The following is a 15810-nucleotide window of genomic DNA, read 5'->3' on the forward strand; positions in this document are numbered from 1 at the left end:
ACAAACTCTGTACCTAAACACTCAAAATCCCCTATTGATAATGTAATATTTATCAGGATTTATAATTTATTTATGCATCAAAGCCTAATTTTAACATTCATTAACTAAAATTGGCTTCATAATTGAAAATATAATAAAACTAAGGCCGCTTTGGCTTAAGCTTATTAAAATTTGAATTATGAAAAAGATAGTATTAGCAGGATTTTTATCCGTTTTTTTAATAACGGCCTGCAAGAAAGATGACAGAACCGCAGAAAAATCACTGGAAGCACAAAAGCTTGAATTTCAGGCCAGACAACTTGAAATAGAAAAACAAAAGTTGGCTATTGAAAAGGAAAAACTGGTATATGAAGCTCAGAAAAAGGCTGACAGTATTTCAGAAAGCAAAAATACAAAAGCTACTGCTCAGAATAATTCAAAACCGCAGGTTATAAGAGAAACCAGAACTGTATACAGAGACAGAAGCTCCAATTCCGGAGGAGGTAGTAACGGCGGATATGCGGATAACGGAAGCAGCGCTTCACAAGGAACAACTCAGAAAAAAGGGATGAGTAAAGCAGCTAAAGGAACGATCATCGGAACTGTAGGGGGTGCCGCTGCCGGAGCCATCATTGCTAAGAAAAACAGAGGATTAGGCGCCGTCATCGGAGGTGTTGTAGGAGGAGCTACCGGATATACCATCGGTAGATCTCAGGATAGAAAAGACGGAAGAGTACAGCCACGCAGATAATATTTTACCCGATACAATATAAAGATTGCTTATTTTTAGGCAATCTTTTTTTATGATACTGATTCTGCTTTCTTCTATTTTCATTATTCCGGTCTTAATGGGCTGGGGAAAGATCATGGAAAATTTCTCAGAAAATCTGTTTCAGGGAATTTCCGGCAAAGCCCTTTACGGGATATTGGGAATCGTTCTTATTTGGACGGCGCTTTCGTTTTTCATTCCATTGAATATTTATATAGAAATCCCTTCCATCCTGCTGGGATTGCTTTATTTTTTTAAAGATAAACTCTACCTGGCACTGTACCGGTTTTCAAAAAAGGATTATGGTTTAGCAGGCATCATATTTTTGATCATTTTACTGGCAGGCTCATACCATCCCTATATATTGGATCATTTCGGCTATTACGTTCCGACAGTCAAATGGCTTACAGAGTATGGGCTGGTCAAAGGAATCTCCAATCTGGACCTTACTTTGGGACAGATGTCTCTCTGGCATATTTTCCAGGCCGGATTTTCAAATTTTTCTGATCCGTTTTTAAGAATCAACACGGTATTGCTGATCCTCTATTCCATTTATAGTATTGAAAGAAAAAATTGGGTACATCTGTGTTTTTTACCCATTCTCCTGCTGTTTTCACAATCTCCGAGCCCTGATCTTCCCGTTATTGTCTTTTCTTTAATTATTTTAAATGAAGCAGCTTCCGGAAATAAAAACACCGCTCTTCTTTTTGCATTTTCAATCTTTGTTTTTGCCATAAAGCCTACTATGATATGGCTGCCTGTATTTATTTTCCTTCATATCCTTTTTATTCTTAAACCCAATTTCAGGTCGCTGCTCTTCGGAACTTCCATCCTATTTTTATTTTTTATCAAAAATATCTGGGCATTCGGTTATCCGGTTTTCCCTGTAGCAATCGGAGACCTGGGAATAGCCTGGAAACCCAGCCCGGAAGTTTTAAAGATCTCCTCACAATATGCGATCCTGAAAACGTATGATATGCAGTATTCTTATGAAGAAATTCAACAGTTTTCTGCGGTTGATTATATTAAAAACTGGTTTTCTCTTGCAGGAATCAAGTCAAAAATTAATATCCTTTTCATTTTCAGCCTTATTCTTTTTTCAGTATTTGCCTGGATCAAAAAGAAAAAATTCATCACCTTACTCTGTATTTCATTATTGATAAAAAGTGTATTGGTATTGATTTTTTCGGCCCAATACAGATTTTTTATCGATGTATTTTTTGTCATATTTTTTGTTGTGTTCCATGAATACCTTGATAAAAAAAGATCGGTCATCGTTTTTTCTGCTTTCAGCTTATTCATCATTGCAATACTGTCATTTCCCGGTTTCATCCAAAAATATGTTCCCAGTTTCAGGCTCGGGAACTTTATTGCAGGCTTACAAAAAGAACAGCTTTATAAGCCTTCCACCTACGAATATCATCAATTCAATACTTTTAAGGTCGGAAACCTGAAATTTAACGTATCCAAAGATTATCCTTATAATTTTGACACCCCACTTCCGGCAATTTCCACCAGCTATATTTTTGATGATAGTAAAGCCGGAATCTTCCCCCAGCTGATCGATAAAAATGATATCGGCAAAGGATTTATCTGGAAAAAAATGTCTCCAAGTGAAAAAAAGGAAGGGGAAAAAATGATCAATGCTATCAAAAATATTGATCAATAGAACAAATCCTGAAACTTTATTATGTGGAGAAAAAAAGGTAATTTTGTATCATGTTCAACACATTAGGTAATCTTCTTAGTCTTACAACATTTGGAGAAAGTCACGGAGTGGCTTATGGCGGTATCATCAATAATTTTCCGGCAGGTTTAACGGTAGATCTCGATAAGGTTCAATATGAACTGAACCGAAGAAAACCGGGACAGTCTGCAATTGTTACCCAAAGAAAAGAAAGCGACACTGTAAAGTTTCTTTCCGGGATCTTTGACGGAAAAACTACGGGTACTCCTATCGGTTTTATCATTGAAAACGAAAATCAGAAATCAAAGGATTATGACCATATCGCAGGAGCATATCGTCCCAGTCATGCTGATTTCACTTATGATCAGAAGTTTGGTTTCAGGGATCACCGTGGCGGAGGGAAATCTTCAGCAAGGGAAACCATGAACTGGGTAGTCGCAGGAGCCCTTGCCAAACAGCTTTTACCGGATATTGAAATCAATGCTTATGTTTCTTCCGTAGGGGAGATCTTTTGTGAAAAGCCTTACCAGGCCTTAGATTTTTCTAAAACCGAAAGTAACGATGTACGTTGCCCTGACGCAGAAACTGCTGAAAAAATGATCGCAAAGATCAAAGAAATCAAAAAAGAAGGAAATACCATTGGCGGAACCATTACCTGCGTGATCAGAAATGTTCCTGTAGGAATCGGTGAACCTATATTTTCAAAGCTCCAGGCTGAACTGGCAAAAGCAATGCTGAATATCAATGCCTGCAAAGGTTTTGAATATGGAAGCGGTTTCTGTGGTGCCAAAATGACAGGAAAAGAGCATAATGATGCCTTCAATACCGATTTTACTACAAGATCTAACCTTTCCGGCGGAATTCAGGGAGGGATTTCCAACGGCATGGATATCTATTTCCGGGTAGCTTTCAAACCCGTAGCTACTATTCTGAGACCTCAGGACAGCATTGATAAAGATGGAAACCCTGTTGTAGTAGAAGGAAAAGGGCGTCATGATCCATGTGTGGTTCCAAGAGCGGTTCCCGTAGTAGAAAGCCTTGCGGCATTTGTATTGGCGGATCTGTTCCTGATTAATAAAACGAGAAATATCAACAATTTTTAATATAAGTATTTTTGGTAATGAAAAATTACTGGGATAAAGGGATTTCTTTTGAAGAATACCTTCAGATTGCAAAAGAAAGATTAGAAAATCCGGCCAACGAACAGGAAGCTGAATATAAACAGTATTATGAGCTTGGCCTTCAGAGAATGGACAGAACAATAAAAAAATACGTCCCTGATGAAGAACAGCTGAAAGAATTGGCTGCCAAAAATTTTGACGGAAAAATACTAATTATCTCTGAAGCATGGTGCGGTGATGCCAGCGCAACGGTTCCTGCTCTTTTCAGATTTTTTGAAGGACATAATGAAGTGAGAGTCTTTTTAAGAGACAGTGATAAAAGTTTGATCAGCCGGTTTTTAACCAACGGTACGGAATCCATTCCTAAAGTTCTGATCCTGGATAATGACCTGAATGTTAAAAATTCATGGGGACCTCGTCCAAAATACGGATATGAGCTTTTAATGAAATATAAAGCAGATCCTGAAGCGTACCCAAAAGACAGCTTTTATAATGATCTGCAGATATATTACGCCAGGAACAGAGGAAAAGACGCTGTTCAGGAAATATTAGATCTGCTATAAAAAAACGGACATGAAAAAATATATTATTTATCTTGTATTGATTATCATTATTGGTATTATTGCCTTCGTTCCGGGGGTAAAAAATAAACTGCAGGATCTGTTTTTCCCGGTTGCGACCATTGAAAATGCCGTCCATATCAGTGAAGAAGATTATGACGTTGATCTCAAGGGAATCAATGCGCCGAGCACCAATCTTAAAAACTTCAGGGACAAAGCTGTTTTTCTCAATTTTTGGGGAACCTGGTGCCCGCCATGCAGAAAAGAGTGGCCATCCATCCAAAAACTGTATGATTCCAGAAAAGGTCATGTAGATTTTGTACTCATTGCCATGAATGATCAAGAAGAAGATGTAAGAAAGTTCCTGAAAGAGAACAATTATACCGTTCCTGTTTATATTGCTCAAAGTCCTATTTCTGAAAAAATTCTTCCCAAAGTATTTCCTACTACTTTTCTTTTGGATAAAACCGGAAGAATCCTCATTAAGGAAGATGCATCAAAGGATTGGGATTCTGAAACAGTACATCAGTTCATTGATAATATTATCAAATAATTTTTTAACTAAATTTTATAATTTATTGGTACAGGATTTGTGAAATTTATAGTGTTGAAAAATTTATTTAATCCAAACACAAAATGAAATATTCAAAATTAAATCTTGCAAAAGAAGCTATCAGCCACAAGGGCTTTGTAAAAAAGATTCCTGATATTTTCAGAATGGTCAGAATGTGGAGAAAGGGGATCTATCCTATGAAATCCATCGATATCATTCTTCCTTTACTGGGGGTTTTATATGTTATCTCTCCTATTGACCTGCTTCCTGAATTTGCCATACCGGTACTCGGAGTTATGGATGACCTGGCAGTTTTATCGCTGACCATTCCAAAGCTCATCAGAGAGGTAGACAAATTTTTACTCTGGGAAGCCGAGCAAAAATACAAAGGTGCCCAAGTCATTGATGCAGAGATCATAAAATAATAGTTTTATTAATAAGCTAAAAAACCATCCCGGAAATTCCGGGATGGTTTTTTTATTTACAAAATTCCGATTCATTTTATTGCTTATTATTAAAAACAGTCATCACATTGAAGCGCCTTATTCTTTAAAAAAGCTGATCCGAATTTCAATGAAACGCCCACTTCATCATACCAACAAAGCGGCTAAAAACCCTGATAAACACGAGTTGTATCTATGTAGTACGTATGTGGTATACATGAACTTTACTATTTTAATTTTTTATTGTCTTTTTGCAGGAAATAATCAATTTTTCAGTTTAATAAAAACACATTACATTTATGAAAAGTACTAAAAAAATTTTTTCTTTATTCTTCATTTTATTTTCAATGGCTTATTTGTATTCCCAGGTAGGAATCAATACATCTAATCCAAAAGAAACATTAGATGTTGAGGGAACAGTGAGAATAAAAACGTTAGGTGATTATAATGAGTCAGCTATTCCTCTTTCATGGGACGCTGCTACAGGAAAAATCCTGAGAGGATCAACAACCCAACAAAAGCCTTTCTATACCATAACATACAATATAAAACCTGCCCCTAATGAAGATTGGATCTCTAATTGGAATACCAATATCTCATCCAGTAAATATACCGTAATCATGACTTCTGCCTCCCTTGAAAAGGCAGGATCTCTTGCAGCACCTATAAAGCTGTATGATGGAGGAGCGGTAGGCCCATCAGCTTATCCTTTTATATCCAATGGAACATGGAGGCTATATGCTGATTTTAAAAGTACATCTCCCGTAACCAACGGCCAATATGAATGGAAAATCGACCTATTGGTAATCAATAACAGTTTGGTCAATACCTTAAATAACATTAGTGGAACTATAAGTACCGGATCATCAGGAAGTTCTCCAAACCCTATTCCATAATTAATGGTAAATTGCAGTCTAAGGAATTGAAATAAAGCAATAATTGCCTGTCCTGCCCCCATATCAAAAGTCAAAAAAACGTTCAAATAAGATTGAAATGATTATTTATATTGTATTAAAAACATAAACTTAGTCATTTAATCAAAATGTTTTTTCCGGCAAATGGACTATAAATTTTTAAGCCTTATTTCAATTCCTTAAATTTGCAATATCTAATAAAAAATAATGGAAAGTAAAAAAGAATTCTTCTTAGAGTGCTACAAACTAGGCATCATCAAATTCGGAAGGTTTACTCTTAAAAGTGGTATCGAAAGCCCTTTTTATGTAGACTTAAGACCTTTGGCTTCAGATCCTAAAATTTTAAAAAATCTTGCTAATTATTTATTGGAAATGCTTCCGTTGGATAATTTTGATTTAATCTGTGGAGTTCCTTATGCTGCTCTTCCAATGGCTACTGCAATGTCTCTGGAAAGCTACATTCCATTAATTATTAAAAGAAAAGAAGCAAAAAGTTACGGTACGAAAAAGCTGATCGAAGGAATTTATCAGAAAGGGCAGAACTGTCTTTTGGTAGAAGATGTGATCACCTCCGGAAAATCTTTGGTAGAAACAATTGCTGAAGTGGAACAGGAAGACCTTAAAGTTTCAGATATTGTTGTGGTGCTGGACAGAGAACAGGGAGGAAAACAACTGCTGGAGAGCAAAGGCTACAGAGTGCACACGCTTTTCAATATTTCTGAAGTATGCGACATTCTTCAGGAGACCGGCGAACTATCTGACGAAGAGGTGAAAAGAATTCAGGATTTCCTTCATGGGAATCACATTCAGTTCAAAGAAGAGACCAGAGATTCTTATGAACAGAAACTTCAGAATACACAGCATTCCGTTTCAAAAAAATTACTGGAAACAGCGCTGGCGAAAAAGTCTAACCTCATTGCTTCTGCTGATGTTACCACAACTCAGGAATTATTGGCTTTAGCTGAAAAGGTAGGACCTCATATCATTGCTTTAAAAACGCATATCGATATCATTTCAGACTTTGAATACGAAAAAACGATCACTCCATTAAAAGAGATTGCTGCAAAACATCAGTTCCTGTTGATGGAAGACAGAAAATTTGCGGACATCGGAAATACGCAGGAGCTTCAGTTTACCAGCGGAGTTTTTAAAATTACCGACTGGGCAGATTTTGTAACGTCTCAGGTAATCGGAGGTTTTGAATCATTAGACTGCTTCAGCAATGTAGGAGTGGTAGCTATTGTGGGAATGTCTTCCAAAGGTACCCTGACCACTGCAAGCTATCGTGAAGAAGCCCTGAAAGTTGCTTTATCCCACCCCAACGTTATTGGAGGAGTATCCCAGAATAAACTTCCTGAAGAACTTTTATTATTCACTCCGGGAGTGAACCTCGCAGATTCAGGCGATGGAAAGGGCCAGCAGTACAATACACCGGAACATGTTTTCAAAACTCTGCATACTGATTTCATCATTGTAGGCAGGGGAATCTATAAATCTGAAGATCCTGAAGCATCTGCTGTTACTTATAAAACGGAAGGCTGGAATGCGTATATTAATTCTTTAGAAAAAAAAGCAATTCAGGGTTAAAATCCTATAAAGTATATACAAAATAAGTTATATTTGGGCTTTATCACGAATATTTGAAAAAGATCAGCATTTGCTTTATTTTGTTTTGGGGAGTTGTACAGGTTTCTGCACAGAAAGACAGCATATACATTGAAGCTAAACTGTCTTCTGACAAAAAGAACCTTGAGATCAATCAGGAAATTGTGTATTACAATCATTCTGAAAAGGAGCTTCATACAGTAAAACTTCTGAACTGGGTTTCCGCCTATAATAAGCGGGGAACCTCCTTAGTCTACAGAAAACTGGAAGACCGGAATAACGATTTGCATTTTGCAAAAAGTAATCAATTGGGAAAACTTCTTGAATTGAGCATTAAAAATTCAGAAAATGAAGTCATCCCGGTCAATGCCCTCTCAGATGAAAACCTTTTTCTTCCACTGAAAGAAGCACTAAAACCAGGTGAAAGCATCACTTTACAACTCCATTACCGGATGCAGCTTCCCGACAATAAGTTCACGGGATACGGAACATCCGGCCAAAGTACTGCATTAAAATATTTCTTTATTGTCCCGGATCATTTTGATCCGGACAATATTTCCAAAAGAAACTATCATGATATCGAAGAGTCCGTAACCTTTAATACTTTCTGGACAGTAAATTTTGATATTCCTGTGAACACTTTTATTGAAGGAAATCTCCCGCAGGTACAAATCAATTCTTTCAAAGGATATCTGGATTCAGATCCGGAGTTTTTGATTTCTCCCAATGAACATCCTTCTATAACAACCAATATTGACGGTGCTGATACCGAAGTTAAGTTTGGCTACAACCTGAAGCCGGAAGAAAAACAGAATCTGGAGTTTTATCTGCCTCTTCATTTGAAATTCCTTAAGGAAAAGATCGGATTTCTTCCGAAGCATATTTTTATTTCTGATAAATTCCGGGCTAAGGAAGACTTTTTCGGAAACAATGATATTACTTTCTGGAAATTCAGATTCCGGTTATTCACAGATGCTGAAAAAACCGATCTGGACTATTTCGGAATAATTACGAAAAAGATCCTTGATGAAAGGATCATTGCAGATAAAGAAAAGGACCACTGGTTTAAGAATGGGTTAAAATCATATCTTGAAATACAGTATCTGAAACAGTTTTACAATGATACCAAACTTCTGGGTACATTACCTGACGCCAAAATATTCGGGATACAGCCTCTAAAAATATTCCATGCTTCCAAAGTAAAGCTTCTGGACCGCTACGGATTGGCTTATCAGTATATTATGCTGCAAAACCTGGATCAGAAGATCGATGAGCATTTCCCGGTTTTAAGCAACTTTAATGATATGGCGATCAGCAGCTTTGAAACCGGAAGCCTGTTCAATTATTCAGCAGACAGAATGGGATATGAAGGTTTTAATGATATTGTAAAAAATTATATTTCTCAAAATTCAGGAAAAAGGATCAATCCTGAAGAATTCCTCACCACTCTTTCTGAAAAAAGTAAATCGGCAGGTTATCTGTCTAATTTTCTTAAGCAGAAAAACAGGGTTGACTTTAAATTAAGACATGTCAGAAAAGAAAACGATTCCTTACAGATAAGAATTGTAAAAAATACGGAAGCTTCCATTCCTGTAAAAGTGGAAACAGAAACCAAAGAGGGAGAAAAAAGAATGTTTTGGGTAGATACTGAAGAAAATCAGCACACCACCAACTTATCACTTCCTGTATCAGATAACATTTATAAGGTCACCTTAAATAGCGGTTATATTTTCCCTGAATCGAACTACAGAGATAATTTTCTGTATGCAAAAGGACTCTTTTCCAATGCAAAAAAGATCAAGCTAAAATTAATAAAGGACATTCCTGATCCGGAATACAACGAGATCTATATCAGCCCAAGAGTACGTTTTAATAACACCTATGATAAATTTCTATTAGGAGTTAATTTAAAAAACCAGTCTTTCTTTGATCAGAAATTTCTGTATTCTGTTACTCCTACCTACAGTACAGGAACAGGAAAGCTGACGGGTTCCGGCGCTGTCTCCTACTCTATCCTTCCTGCTGAAAGTATTATCAGAAGCCTTACCTTTGGTACTTCCGGCTCCTATTTTCATTATGATTATGACTTAGCCTATAGAAAGATCTCTGTAGCCTCATCGATCAGCTTCAGAAAAAATCCGAGAAGTACGGTAAGCAGGAATATTGGAATATCATATAATTATTTCGAAAGAGACCTGAGTCCTAAAATGATCGCCAACAACGATTACAGCAAATATAATCTCTGGAGTCTCGGATATGGATACAGCGACAGCCAGATGATCCATGAAAAAAGCTTGAGCCTGAGTACCCAGGGAATGGAGGATTTCAATAAAATAACAGCTGAAGGCTTCTACAGGTGGGAATTTGCACCCAAGCAAAAATTGAGTTTACGTTTATTTGCCGGATATTTTTTGAGGAATGATACCCGAAATGACCTGTTCAACTATGGGATTTCCAGAGTTTCCAATTATTCCTTCTCTTATACTCTGCTAGGGGAAAGTGCAAGCAGCGGTCTTCTTTCACAGCAGTTTATCCTGGCTGACGGAGGATTTAAATCATTTATTCCGGGAACGGTCAATCAATGGATCTCCTCGGTGAATGTAGATTCCAGCATCTGGAAAATATTCCATGTCTATGCCGATGCAGGAGTCTATAAAAATAAGAATCTCCCTGCAAAATTTATCTGGGATAGTGGGATTAAAGTGAGAATTATACCAGATTTTTTAGAAATATATTTCCCGATACAGTCTTCTTTAGGATTTGAACCCTCGTTCAAAGATTATGCAAAGCGTATCAGATATACATTGGTTCTTAACCTCGGTTCTATCGTCAATGCTGCCAGAAGAGGATGGTATTAGACGAATGAACAAATTGCAAATAAGAAATTACTGGTATTTGCTCAACACGAATATCTGTAGTACCTTTAAAATAAAAGAACAGCCGTAATTACAAGCTGTTCTTTTTCTATTTAAAAATTAATCTTTTATAATCTTTTGTGAAATGGGAACATTATTAATGGTTCCTGTCACAATATAGGTTCCTTTGGGAAGTTCTACGATATCCAGACTTGAAGCCAGCTTTGTAGGTGCTTTTTTCACTACCTGTCTGTAAGAATCATACACTTTCACATCCCGGACCTCTGTACCGAATACAATCTTACCTTCTTTTATAAAAGGGTTCTGCACAAAACCGGATTTCACACTTCCTTCAAAAAGAAGGTCAGTTATAGTATCAGCTTTGTCATCTTTTCTTAGAATTGTCGTTATCGTAGGAGATGGTGCCGGTTGATCTCCTTTATATTGGTCTGCATTAACCCCATATCCAACAAAATCGAGTACGTTGGGAGACGTTGGCCCTGTAACCTGTACAATATTATTCGCTAAGGCAATTTTGCCGGATACCCCTGAAATCTTTATCCCTGAAGATGTATTCGCAGTTCCGTCAAAATTAGTAATGATCGTAGCTATAAAATCCGGTGTTGGCAAGTTCTCAGTACCTCCTTCAATCACAGCCTCCTGAATCAGATAGGTCTGTTCCGGCCCCAAAGTAAGATCAGGTAAGGTATGATATTGAGTAAAAGCCCCTACTGCCGGGGCATACTGTATACTCGCCCCTGTTAAAGAAACGAGATTTGTACCGATATTTTTGAGTATGATATAGCTGTTCTTGGGTTGGGTACCTGTTTTTTCACTGCCCCCATAGATCTCACTGATCACAATTTGGGCATTGGAAAATACAGCAATAAATAGTAAGCCGGCAATAGTAAAGATTTTTTTCATCGTAATAATTTTAGAAATGGATTAATTATAAAAACATCAAAAACGATACCAGCAAATTAAGAAATAAAGGCCATAAAAAAACAGCCATTTCAATGAAATGGCTGTTTTATATTTTTATCTAGAAAACGGATTAGTCTTTCAGAATTTTTTGAGATACCGGTTCGTTGTTCACTGTCCCTGTTACGATATAGTTTCCTTTTGCTAATTCAGCAACGTTTACAGTTCCGTTTTGTTTTACAGAAGCTTCTTTTACAAGCTGCCCGAACATGTTGAATACTTTTACATCTTTAACGTCTGCTCCGAAAGTAATTTCACTGTTTTTCACGAAAGAATTCTTTACGAAGTTAGTCGACTTTACGTTTTTAGCATCTACAACAGCTAAAGTTCCTGTCGTAACAACAATATCATCAAGGAAGAATCTGCTGTTAGAAGCTGTAGATCCCTCAAATGTAAGAGTTACAGCCCCTGTAGCTCCTGTAATATCTACTGTGTAATTAGAAAATGCTCCTTTTACTATAGTTACAGTTGACTGACTTAAAGTAGCTCCATTGGCACTTATATTCAAAACAGTTTTTTCATTAGCTCCATCCCAGGCCCCTGCTCTAAAAGTTAAAGTAGCAGATCCTGTTAAATTTATAGTTGGTGTAGTAACAATTCCTTTCAATGAACTTGTACCTGCTTTAACACAACCATTTCCTTTGTAAACCTTTGCTAGTGACCAGTTCCCGCCAGTTGTATAAGAGCTTGTTCCATCTGTAAAACCACTATTAGCAGCACTTCCGCTCCATAAACCATCATTTCCACCTGTCCCCGTTACATCGTCAAATGTAGCACTGAAAACTGTTTGAGCAAAAATACCACTTGCTACCATTACTGTAGCAAAAACAGAATAAAGTTTTTTCATGATTTAAATTTTTTATTTAATTAATAATTTCGTAGCAAAATTACACCATTTTTTTGATCTCATACAATAAATAGGTTAACTTTTTGTTAATAATAGTTGACCTATTACTCTTAATATTTTTTAATTATTTTTACGGATTATTTTTCAGGACTTGCGGAATTTTATTATCCTATTCGTATTATTTTTCTTAGGCATATTTTCAGGAAGTGCTCAGGTATTTTCATGGAAAAATCCGAACGTTTCTGAAGACAGTATCAAAAGAGACAGTATACTCGTTGCAAGGCTGGAACAGGACCTTTTCGCAAAAGATACGCTGGACTTTATAAAAACCAATAACAAGATCATCATTGATGAAGCCGTACTGGCAAAAAATGATAAGAAAAGATTTTTAGGGGAGCTCAATTCCAAAGGGTCCATCATCCGTGGAATCACATTTGGGAACAATCAGGGGCAGTCTGTCCAAAGCTCTATGGATCTTCAGATTTCCGGGCGGCTTTCCAAAGACGTTACCATTTTAGCAAGTATCTCAGATCATAATCTCCCTATTCAGGCTGACGGATATACCCAGACCTTAGAGGAATTTGATAAGATCTATATGCAGCTTAATATTAAGGATAAATCCATTCTCAGAGCCGGACATCTTGATCTTATAGAACCTAAAAATTACTTTGCCAAATACCAGCGAAGAAGCATGGGACTTCAGTTCCAGACAGAATTTGGTAAGGATAATAAAACCTTTGTAGATATTTCCGCAGGGGTTGCACGAAGTGAGTTTCACCGAATCCGTTTTCAGGGGGTTGAAGGTAACCAGGGACCTTACCGCCTGGTCGGTAAAAACGGTGAGCAGTTTATCACTCTGATCTCCGGATCTGAACAGGTCTTCATCGACGGAATCCTGATGAAGCGGGGAGAAAATCAGGATTATGTCATCAACTATAATACCGGTGAAGTTACTTTTACCAGTTTCCGGCCTATTTTCCAGCAGAATTTCATTACGATTTCTTACAATTACGCCAACAGGAACTATTCAAGATACTTATTTACAGGAAAGCTAGAACATCAACGGGAAAAATTCAAGGTGGGGCTGAACTGGTTCATGGAAAATGATAATAAAAATGCTCCCCTTTCTTTAAACCTTTCAAAAGAGGATGAACAGATATTAGCAGAAGCCGGAAATAATCCAGATCTGATGTATGCCCCATCAGGAGTGATTACTGAATATGATGTGAATAAAATTTTATACCGTTTAAACCCGGCCGGAAATTTCTATGAATTTTCCACAGATCCTAACCTGACCCTTTATCAGGTTTCCTTTACGTATTTCGGTGTCAACCAGGGAGACTATAAAATTGCGCAAACTACCAATAACGGACGTGTTTTTGAGTATGTGGGACCTAACGGAGGCGATTACAGAGCGGTAAGAAAGCTTCCTTCTCCTCAAAAATCACAGGTATACTCCCTGAACTCGGAATATTTACTGAATGAAGGAAAAATAGGTGCTGATATTTCTCTTAGTAACTATGATGTCAACTTATTCTCTTCAAGAGATTCGGATCAGAATATCGGATATGCCTGGAGGGTCTTTGGAAACAAAACTTTTACCAAAAACGCATGGAAAGGAACTCCCAGTTTCGAATACCAATATATCGACAGACAGTTTCATATTCTGGACCGTATCAATGATGTGGAATTCTCCAGGGATTTCAACTTAGCCCAGGAATTCAATAAGAAAACACAAAACAGATTTATTTTCAGCTTTTTGAATAAATGGAATAATAAATCTACCCTAAATTACCGCGTCAACTATCTGGATGAACAGAATTCTTATAAAGGGATTAAAAACGATCTTGACTTCGGCTGGATCACAGGAAAGTTTTTTACCAAAGGGAATTTATCTTACCTGAGCACCAATGCCACTCTTCAGGATACCAAATTCATACGAGGTGGAGCGTCAACGGAATTTACCGGCAAAAAAGGGAGCTGGGCGATCGGAGGAAGCATGGAGCACAACGAGAAAAAATACAATGATACCCAGCTTATGGATGTGACAAGCTTCAGCTGGAAGGAGATCTTTGTACAAAAGAAAATCGGTGACAGTACCCGGACAAAGCTATTGGCAAAAGTCTATATGAGAGACAATGACTCGGTACGTGACAACAGGCTCCAGAATATGAATAACATTCTGGGATTCATGGCCGAAAGCCAGATCATCAAAACGGAAAAAACCACTTTAAATGCTTTAATTCATTACAGAAAATTTTTCTATTCCGGTGCGGAAGGTGAAGTAACCAGAAATAATGATTTTGTGGTTGGTAACATTCTTTATAATCAGCAGCTTTTCAGAAACGGAATGCGTCTGCAGGCATTTTACGAGCTTGGAAACGGGCAGGAAGCCCAAAGAGAGTTCCAGTATATCAAAGTAACGGACGGACAGGGAGTTTACAAATGGACCGATTACAATGGAGACGGCATTCAACAGCTTGATGAATTTGAAATTGCCGAATATTCTGATCTGGCACAGTATATCAGGATTTACACCAATTCTGTAAGGTACATTCCTTCCAATAAAAATAAATTGCAGCTGGCATTATTCGTAAACCCAGCTATTGTTTTCAATTCTGAAAATGCATTCTTAAAGCGCTGGAATTTCAATATTTCATTAAATTCTCAAAATTCATTCTATAAAAAAGATAAAGTTCTGGTTCTGAACCCGTTTGAAAAAAACAGCGATCAAATCCTTAAAAATCAGAATATTCTGGCTTCCGTACAGTTTAATCCTACTGATAAATCAGGATGGAACGGAAACTACCGTTTAATCACCAATGACAATCTTATCAATGCTAATTTCAGTAATGAGGAACGTGAACAGACTTCTCATTTTGTGAATATAGGATATTGGTTCAATAAAGAATTCAGGGTAGATTGGGAAAACTCCGTTCATGATATCAAAAACTCTTCACAGCTTTTTGCAACAAGGGATTACCGTCTCAATAATTTTGAAACCAAGCCTAAAGCCACTTATAAATTTACGGATGCTATCCAGGCCGAGCTTTCTTCTGCTTTCCGTCAGAAACAAAGACTGGATGGAGAAGAACTTCTGAAAGCATTTGACGTCACCGGAACCATTCAGTGGGAGCGCAGAAAAACATCCATCCGTGGGAATTTCTCCTTTATCAGCAACAATTTTACCGGAAACAATTTCAGCATTGTAGGAAATCAGATGCTTGACGGTCTGAAACCCGGGAAAAACCAGGTATGGAGTGTATTTATCCAACAGGCGATCAATTCTTTCATCCAGCTGAATTTAAACTACGAAGGAAGAAATTCCGGAGAAAGAACAATTCACATTGGAAGTATGCAGGTAAAGGCAAGTTTCTAGGGGTTAAGGTTCAAGGTTTATCTAAGGTTGTTCGCTATTGAAAAAGTATTTCTTATTTATACTCTTCCGTATCCGCCCTCCCGCGGCTCCCAAACTCTCTCACCCTCAAACTCTCCG

Annotated in this window: 12 protein-coding genes; 10 read left to right on the forward strand and 2 right to left on the reverse strand. The window is 37.3% G+C overall.

What is annotated here, in order from left to right; genetic code table 11:
• The first annotated feature begins 178 nt into the window (after positions 1 to 178).
• The 9 genes from AC4IF5_RS11705 (at position 179) to AC4IF5_RS11745 (ending at position 10489) form a co-directional block, all read left to right on the forward strand.
• A complete protein-coding gene (locus AC4IF5_RS11705) occupies positions 179 to 730 on the forward strand; it encodes a YMGG-like glycine zipper-containing protein (RefSeq protein ID WP_490734695.1) in 552 nt (183 codons plus the stop codon).
• A gap of 52 nt (positions 731 to 782) precedes the next feature.
• Positions 783 to 2417, forward strand: a complete 1635-nt coding sequence (locus AC4IF5_RS11710) for an LIC_10190 family membrane protein (RefSeq protein WP_490734697.1) — start codon at positions 783 to 785, stop codon at positions 2415 to 2417.
• A gap of 50 nt (positions 2418 to 2467) precedes the next feature.
• Positions 2468 to 3538 (forward strand): chorismate synthase, encoded by a 1071-nt coding sequence (aroC, locus tag AC4IF5_RS11715; protein ID WP_490734698.1) that lies wholly within the window; start codon positions 2468 to 2470, stop codon positions 3536 to 3538.
• Positions 3539 to 3555: 17 nt separating this feature from the next.
• Positions 3556 to 4119, forward strand: coding sequence for a thioredoxin family protein (locus tag AC4IF5_RS11720; protein WP_490734700.1), 564 nt, complete (start codon positions 3556 to 3558; stop codon positions 4117 to 4119).
• A 10-nt stretch (positions 4120 to 4129) separates the two neighbouring features.
• A complete protein-coding gene (locus AC4IF5_RS11725) occupies positions 4130 to 4669 on the forward strand; it encodes a TlpA family protein disulfide reductase (protein ID WP_490734702.1) in 540 nt (179 codons plus the stop codon).
• A gap of 83 nt (positions 4670 to 4752) precedes the next feature.
• A complete protein-coding gene (locus AC4IF5_RS11730) occupies positions 4753 to 5094 on the forward strand; it encodes a YkvA family protein (protein ID WP_490734704.1) in 342 nt (113 codons plus the stop codon).
• A 317-nt stretch (positions 5095 to 5411) separates the two neighbouring features.
• On the forward strand, positions 5412 to 6008 hold the full coding sequence (locus AC4IF5_RS11735) for a hypothetical protein (protein ID WP_490734705.1): 597 nt from the start codon (positions 5412 to 5414) through the stop codon (positions 6006 to 6008).
• Positions 6009 to 6233: 225 nt separating this feature from the next.
• A complete protein-coding gene (gene pyrF / locus AC4IF5_RS11740) occupies positions 6234 to 7613 on the forward strand; it encodes an orotidine-5'-phosphate decarboxylase (protein WP_490734707.1) in 1380 nt (459 codons plus the stop codon).
• 53 nt (positions 7614 to 7666) lie between these two features.
• Positions 7667 to 10489, forward strand: coding sequence for a gluzincin family metallopeptidase (locus tag AC4IF5_RS11745; RefSeq protein ID WP_490734708.1), 2823 nt, complete (start codon positions 7667 to 7669; stop codon positions 10487 to 10489).
• 117 nt (positions 10490 to 10606) lie between these two features.
• Here AC4IF5_RS11745 and AC4IF5_RS11750 read toward each other — a convergent pair whose 3' ends face one another.
• Together AC4IF5_RS11750 and AC4IF5_RS11755 are read right to left on the reverse strand one after the other, a co-directional pair.
• Positions 10607 to 11410: a T9SS type A sorting domain-containing protein gene (locus AC4IF5_RS11750; RefSeq protein WP_490734709.1), complete on the reverse strand. Its 804-nt coding sequence runs from the start codon at positions 11408 to 11410 to the stop codon at positions 10607 to 10609.
• A gap of 130 nt (positions 11411 to 11540) precedes the next feature.
• Positions 11541 to 12314 (reverse strand): T9SS-dependent surface endonuclease, AS87_RS02955 family, encoded by a 774-nt coding sequence (locus AC4IF5_RS11755; protein ID WP_490734711.1) that lies wholly within the window; start codon positions 12312 to 12314, stop codon positions 11541 to 11543.
• A 151-nt stretch (positions 12315 to 12465) separates the two neighbouring features.
• Here AC4IF5_RS11755 and AC4IF5_RS11760 point away from each other — a divergent pair, with 151 nt between their 5' ends.
• Positions 12466 to 15693: a DUF8818 domain-containing protein gene (locus tag AC4IF5_RS11760; protein ID WP_490734713.1), complete on the forward strand. Its 3228-nt coding sequence runs from the start codon at positions 12466 to 12468 to the stop codon at positions 15691 to 15693.
• Positions 15694 to 15810: the final 117 nt, after the last annotated feature.

Source organism: Chryseobacterium sp. UF-290 (assembly GCF_058245615.1).

Bases quoted from the DNA above. Each gene is read 5' to 3' on its own strand.
- AC4IF5_RS11710 (WP_490734697.1), top strand. From the start codon at position 783: ATGATACTGATTCTGCTTTCTTCTATTTTCATTATTCCGGTCTTAATG.
- AC4IF5_RS11750 (WP_490734709.1), bottom strand. From the start codon at position 11,410: ATGAAAAAAATCTTTACTATTGCCGGCTTACTATTTATTGCTGTATTT.
- AC4IF5_RS11730 (WP_490734704.1), top strand. From the start codon at position 4,753: ATGAAATATTCAAAATTAAATCTTGCAAAAGAAGCTATCAGCCACAAG.
- pyrF (WP_490734707.1), top strand. From the start codon at position 6,234: ATGGAAAGTAAAAAAGAATTCTTCTTAGAGTGCTACAAACTAGGCATC.
- aroC (WP_490734698.1), top strand. From the start codon at position 2,468: ATGTTCAACACATTAGGTAATCTTCTTAGTCTTACAACATTTGGAGAA.
- AC4IF5_RS11725 (WP_490734702.1), top strand. From the start codon at position 4,130: ATGAAAAAATATATTATTTATCTTGTATTGATTATCATTATTGGTATT.
- AC4IF5_RS11755 (WP_490734711.1), bottom strand. From the start codon at position 12,314: ATGAAAAAACTTTATTCTGTTTTTGCTACAGTAATGGTAGCAAGTGGT.
- AC4IF5_RS11735 (WP_490734705.1), top strand. From the start codon at position 5,412: ATGAAAAGTACTAAAAAAATTTTTTCTTTATTCTTCATTTTATTTTCA.
- AC4IF5_RS11705 (WP_490734695.1), top strand. From the start codon at position 179: ATGAAAAAGATAGTATTAGCAGGATTTTTATCCGTTTTTTTAATAACG.
- AC4IF5_RS11720 (WP_490734700.1), top strand. From the start codon at position 3,556: ATGAAAAATTACTGGGATAAAGGGATTTCTTTTGAAGAATACCTTCAG.